The sequence below is a fragment of the Sphingorhabdus sp. genome (assembly GCF_035329025.1).
Lineage (GTDB): Bacteria > Pseudomonadota > Alphaproteobacteria > Sphingomonadales > Sphingomonadaceae > Sphingorhabdus_B.
Genome location: NZ_DAOLHN010000079.1, coordinates 1 through 5,773, shown reverse-complemented (window position 1 = coordinate 5,773; position 5,773 = coordinate 1). Strand labels below are relative to the sequence as shown.

Sequence of the window (5,773 nt, the reverse complement as noted above, 5' to 3'; positions counted from 1 at the left end):
GCGATGCGCGCCTCGCGCTCGCCCTTCTGCACCATGTTGACGATGCGGCGGAATTCGTTGAGGCTCATGCCCGTATTTGCCGCGATATCGGAGATTTCTCCGCGGATGCGTTCAACGGCATCGACTTCATTTTCGGCGAACTTGGCCCATTTCTTGTCGAGCGCCGAAACGCTTTCAAGCCAACTCTCGTCAAGCTCGTGGCCCATATAACGGTCGAGGAAATCCTTGCGCGGAACTTTATGGCGTTCGGCGAGGCGCAGCATCTGGCCGCCCAATGCGGTAAGGCGGCGGTTGAACGAATAAAGCTGGTCGACCAGATATTCGATCTTGTTCGCATGGAACTGCACGCTCTCGACTTCAGCGGTCAGGTCTTCGCGCAGCTTCTGATATTTGTTCTCCGAAGCCTTAGGAAATTCGCCGCTAGAGGCCATAGCGACCATACGGTCGTTCTGGATCTTCGAGAACTGCTTGAACAGGCTGGTGATGGTCGCAAAGCGTTCGAGCGCAGCAGGCTTCAACGCCTCTTCCATCTGCGCGAGGCTGAGGGTGTTGTCTTCCTCTTCCTCTTCGACCGGGCGCGCGCGGCGCTCGGTCATATCGTCTTCGTCCTCGTCGGCGCTCTGTTCTTCCTCGATATCTTCCTCTTCCTTATAGGAAGGGCCAGCCGTTGCTTCGCTGATCTCGCCGTCGTCTTCGTCTTCACCGTCTTCGGTAAGGCTTTCCGGCGCAGGCTCCTTTGAAAGCATCGCGTCGAGATCAAGAATCTCGCGCAACTGCATTTCGCCATTGTTGAGCGCATTCGACCATTCGATGATTGCGTGGAACGTAATCGGGCTTTCGCACAGTCCGAGAATCATCGTGTCCCGACCGGCCTCGATGCGCTTGGCAATCGCGATTTCACCTTCACGGCTGAGCAGTTCAACTGCGCCCATTTCGCGCAAATACATGCGCACAGGGTCGTCGGTGCGATCACCGGTACCGGTCTTTTTGACAGTAGAGGTCAGCGAGCGAGGGTCGTTCTCACCGATATGTTCGACGGTTTCGGAATCGTCATCATCGCGATCCTCACCATCTTCGCCAGCTTCGTCATTTTCGACGATCTGCACACCCATATCGTTGATCGCAGACATGATGTCTTCAATCTGTTCAGAGGTGAACTGGTCCTGCGGAACGGCTGCGTTGAGTTCGTCAATGGTCAGATAGCCGCGACGTTTCGCCTTCGCGAGAAGCTTTTTAACCTGCGCGTCGTTGAGATCGATCAGCGGAGCGTCGCCGCCTTCGCCTTCTTCCATTTCGGGTTGCGTAGCCAAGTTCCTGTTTCCCCGTCTTCTTACAAAACGTCTTCGCGCTGCAACAGCGCAGCCAGACGCATGTCAAATTCGTGTTTTTCCTGTCGCAGCCGCTGTTGTTCGGCGAAATTGGCTTCGTTGAGGTCAGTGCTCGCCAATTCGGTTGCCCTTTGCAGTGCTGCTTCCAACTCGGGCCGCTGCTTCATCAGCCGGATTGCTTCATCCAGCTGCCTGAAGGCCTGTGCCCCAGCCAGTTCCCCGGTGCCCGATTGACGGTTGAACCCGAAGGCCGTTCCACCACCCTGCAACAAGGCTTGAGCCATATTATACAGATCGTCCCCTAATATGGTAAGCAATGCCGCACTATCAAGTGTTTCTTTGCCTGAATCGGACAATGCCGAATCGAGCATTGCCGAGAGCAGTCGGGCGTGTGCCGGGTCGCGCGGGACGAAACCAGCCAAAGCCTCCTGATGCCGGATGATCTGCGAAGGCTCGCGCAATAATGCCGCGAGCACGCCGCGCAACAAAATGTCGGTTCCCTGACTACCAATGGCCTTGGCTTCGTGCGATGCGGGTGGCGGGGTATTTGGTTTCCAAGGTCCGCGCTTCTGCGCGATTGGACGAAACGGCTGTTCACGACGTGCAAACAGATTGTCGAAGCGCTCGCGAAACGCGTCGGCATAATGGCGGCGAATTTCCGCATCGGCGATGTTGGCGACATGAACGCCGAGGCGTTGTTTGAAACCGGCACGATCTTCGGGCGTGTCGACGGGTTCTGCGGCCAGTTCGGTTTTCCAAAGGCGTTCGACCAGCGGTTCCGAAGCTTCCAGCAGCTCGGCAAAGGCGCGAGGACCAGCACTGCGCACCAGATCGTCCGGATCCTGACCTTCGGGCAAGGTCACAAATTCAAGACTGTGGCCAGGCTTCAGTCCTCCCAAAGCGCGCTGGGCCGCGCGGAAGGCGGCTTTTTGCCCGGCAGCGTCGCCATCGAAGCAGAGAAGCGGCTTGGGCACCATTCGCCACAGCATGGTTATCTGTTGCTCGGTCAACGCGGTTCCCAATGGCGCTACAGCCTCGCCGAAACCTGCCTGTGCCAATGCTATCGCATCCATATAGCCTTCGACGACAATAACCCGGCCCGAGGCACGTGAGGCAGCGGATGCCTTGTCGAGATTGTAGAGCGTGCGTCCCTTGTCGAACAAAGGCGTGTCGGGCGAATTGAGATATTTGGGTTCGCCCGCACCTAATATCCGCCCGCCAAAGGCAATCACCCGGCCACGTGGATCGCGGATCGGGATCATCAGGCGACCACGGAACCGGTCATAAGGTTCCTTGTCTTCAACCGATATCAACAGGCCTGCCTCGACCAGCTTGTCATCGCCAAAATGCTTGATCGCTTCTTTCAGCTTGCCCCGACTGTCCGGTGCAAAGCCTATGCCGAATGTCTTGATCGTTTCCGGCTTCAATCCGCGCCGTTCACAATAGGCCCGGGCTTCTGCGCCCTCCAGCCCCTGAAATTGCGCGACAAACCACTCCTGCGCTGCCTTCATGACGTCATATAGCGTATTGGCGCGTTCGGCCTTGGCTGCGGCTTTCGGGTCGGCTGCAGGAACCTGCATCCCTGCGGCATCGGCCAATTCCTTTACCGCGTCCATGAAGCTCAGCCCGCGCTGGTCGGTCATCCAGCGGATGGCATCCCCATGCGCCCCGCAGCCAAAGCAGTGGTAGAAACCCTTTTCATCGTTGATCGTGAAACTGGGCGTCTTCTCGTTATGGAAGGGGCAGCAGGCCTTATACTCGCGCCCCGCTTTGGTCACCTTGATGCTGCGACCAATCAACGCGGAAAGCGAGGTCCGCGCGCGCAGTTCATCCAGCCATTGCGGGGTGAGCGACACTTCAGGTCAAAGCCGCCTTCACCAGCGCGCTTGCCTTGCTCATATCAAGCTGGGGGCCATGGCGTTCCTTCAAGGTCGCCATCACGCGGCCCATATCCTTGACGCTGCTGGCACCCAGTTCGGCCTTGATGGCTTCGATGGCCGCAGTTGTTTCGGCTTCGTCCATCTGCGCGGGAAGGAAGGTTTCGATAACCGCCAGCTCGGCCTTTTCGACATCGGCCAGTTCCTGACGGCCGCCCTGTTCGTAGAGCGCGATCGATTCGCGGCGCTGCTTGACCATTTTCTGCAGCACATCGACGACCACGGCATCATCATCCGCAGGGGCGGATTGGGTGCGCAGTTCGATGTCGCGGTCTTTCAGCTTGGCCAAAATCAGGCGGACAGCCGCCAGACGGTCTTTCTCGCCAGCCTTCATTGCGGCGATCTGGGCCGCCTTTATATCATCTCGAATCATGTTCCGATTTCTTTGAAAAAGAGGAAGCCGTCACCTTAGCCACAACTTTTCGTTTTTAATAGATTGACCTTCGCGGCCCCCATGTCTAGGCGCGGTGCCTTAGCGACATCGCCAGAAACTCTATTGAAAAAGGACCGCCACCATGGCTGACCCTACCACTACGCGCGCGCCCACCGGAGCGACAGGCGTATTGGTTTTGGCCAGTGGAGAGGTTATCTGGGGCAGGGGCTTTGGCGCGGAAGGCAGCGCCGTTGGCGAAGTCTGCTTCAACACCGCGATGACAGGCTATCAGGAAGTGATGACCGACCCCAGCTATGCCGGGCAGATCATCAACTTCACCTTTCCGCATATCGGCAATGTCGGCACGAACCCTGAAGATATAGAGGCGACCAACCCGCATGCGCTGGGCGCCATCGTGCGGCAGGATGTCTCCAACCCATCCAATTTCCGCGCAACCCAGCATTTCCGCGACTGGATGGCGGTCAATGGCCGGATCGGGCTTTCGGGCATCGATACCCGCGCGCTGACCCGCCTGATCCGCCTGAAAGGCGCGCCCAATGCGGTGATTGCGCATAGCGCGAATGGGATATTCGATATTCCCGCCTTGTTGGCGCAGGCAAAGGCCTGGCCGGGGTTGGAGGGAATGGACCTCGCCAAGGATGTGACGACGCTGCAAAGCTATGGCTGGGATGACGGGCTTTGGACGCTGGGGCAGGGCTATGCCGCCAAAGCTGATAAAATTGACACCAATGCAGCCAAGCGGCCAAAAGTCGTCGCAATTGATTATGGTATAAAACGCAATATATTGCGGAACTTGGTTGATACTGGTTGTGAAGTAACCGTCGTTCCGGCCACGGCGAGCTTTGAAGAGATCATGGCGCACCGGCCCGATGGTCTGTTCCTGTCGAACGGCCCCGGCGATCCGGCGGCGACGGGGGTGTATTCGGTGCCGGTGATCAAGGCGTGGCTCGAAACAAAGAAGCCGCTGTTCGGCATCTGCCTTGGCCACCAGATGCTCGCGCTGGCGGTGGGCGCAAAGACCGAGAAGATGCATCAAGGCCATCGCGGCGCGAACCATCCGGTGAAGCGGCTTTCCGACGGCGCGGTCGAGATTACCAGCATGAACCACGGCTTTGCGGTCGATGCCGACACGCTGCCCGCCAACGCCCGCGCAACGCACACCAGCCTGTTCGACGGCAGCAATTGCGGTTTTGAACTCACCGACCAGCCCGCCTTCAGCGTGCAATACCACCCCGAAGCGAGCCCCGGCCCGCAGGACAGCCACTATCTCTTCGAGAAGTTTGCGGGGATGATGGGATGAAAATACCAGGCTTCGAAAGCGCCGCAGGCATGACAAAGTCAGTGGCCACCAGTAGCGCATTAAATCCAATTCTCACTCTGTCGGCAATTTGTTCACCCATAGCTTTAGCTATCGCTGCCTTTTCTGGTCAGTGGAATAACCTGCTATTGGTTGGACTAGCCGCAGTCCCCCCTGCAGTAGCTATATTTCAGATTCTGCTTTTCACTTTTTTTGATCGTGACCGTCTGCAAAGCGAGCGTCATGTTGAGACCAAAATGGTTTTGAATCAAATGAATAATCAAATTGGTGATAAAAGCGGCACAGTGACCATTGTTGACCAGAAGTCGATTAATAATCCCTCTCTGGAAGGTATTGGTGATGTATAATACCTATATCTTGAGCTACAGTCCCTTTTCGGAAAAATACACGGTTCCCCAACTAGTTGCATTTATTAAGGCGCACACAGCCACCTATCAGTTTTATATAGCAACTGCTGGGACGATGCTTGTCAAAACAGACTGGAAATTGCTTCCCTTGATAGAAAGCTATCATGATTTTTTTGCTGGTGATTCATACGTTATCTCGCAAGTTTTTCCAAATTTGATGGGTGGAGGTTTGCCCCAGTATGCGTGGGATTGGATAAACGCACCAAACCCTCCCCCACTCTTAGAACAGCTAGAACAGCAAAAATAATGCCCAAACGCACTGACATCCAATCCATCCTCATCATCGGCGCTGGCCCGATCATTATCGGTCAGGCGTGCGAATTTGACTATTCGGGGACGCAGGCGTGCAAGGCGCTGCGCGAGGAGGGCTATCGCATCATCCTCGTCAA

At 56.6% G+C, this 5,773-nt stretch carries 6 protein-coding genes; 3 read left to right on the top strand and 3 right to left on the bottom strand.

The window, feature by feature from the left end:
* The 3 genes from PKC81_RS14235 to PKC81_RS14225 form a co-directional block, all read right to left on the bottom strand.
* A partial coding sequence (locus PKC81_RS14235) for an RNA polymerase sigma factor region1.1 domain-containing protein (RefSeq protein ID WP_324337220.1) occupies positions 1–1,292 on the bottom strand: 1,292 nt, incomplete at its 3' end.
* A gap of 38 nt (positions 1,293–1,330) precedes the next feature.
* Positions 1,331–3,184, bottom strand: a complete 1,854-nt coding sequence (gene dnaG / locus PKC81_RS14230; RefSeq protein WP_324337218.1) for a DNA primase — start codon at positions 3,182–3,184, stop codon at positions 1,331–1,333.
* A 1-nt stretch (position 3,185) separates the two neighbouring features.
* Positions 3,186–3,638, bottom strand: a complete 453-nt coding sequence (locus tag PKC81_RS14225; protein ID WP_324337216.1) for a GatB/YqeY domain-containing protein — start codon at positions 3,636–3,638, stop codon at positions 3,186–3,188.
* 142 nt (positions 3,639–3,780) lie between these two features.
* On the opposite strand from PKC81_RS14225, the gene carA reads away from it, so the two are divergent.
* The 3 genes from carA to PKC81_RS14210 are packed head-to-tail and all read left to right on the top strand — an operon-like array spanning position 3,781 to position 5,631.
* Entirely contained in the window at positions 3,781–4,959 is a 1,179-nt protein-coding gene (carA, locus tag PKC81_RS14220) for a glutamine-hydrolyzing carbamoyl-phosphate synthase small subunit (RefSeq protein ID WP_324337214.1), read from the top strand.
* Positions 4,956–5,324, top strand: coding sequence for a hypothetical protein (locus tag PKC81_RS14215; protein WP_324337213.1), 369 nt, complete (start codon positions 4,956–4,958; stop codon positions 5,322–5,324). Before carA ends, PKC81_RS14215 begins: the two co-directional genes overlap by 4 nt.
* Positions 5,317–5,631 carry a hypothetical protein gene (locus PKC81_RS14210; protein ID WP_324337211.1) on the top strand — a complete coding sequence of 105 codons (315 nt, stop codon included), beginning with the start codon at positions 5,317–5,319 and terminating at the stop codon, positions 5,629–5,631. The genes PKC81_RS14215 and PKC81_RS14210 overlap by 8 nt, the downstream gene beginning before the upstream one ends.
* Positions 5,632–5,773 lie beyond the last annotated feature (142 nt).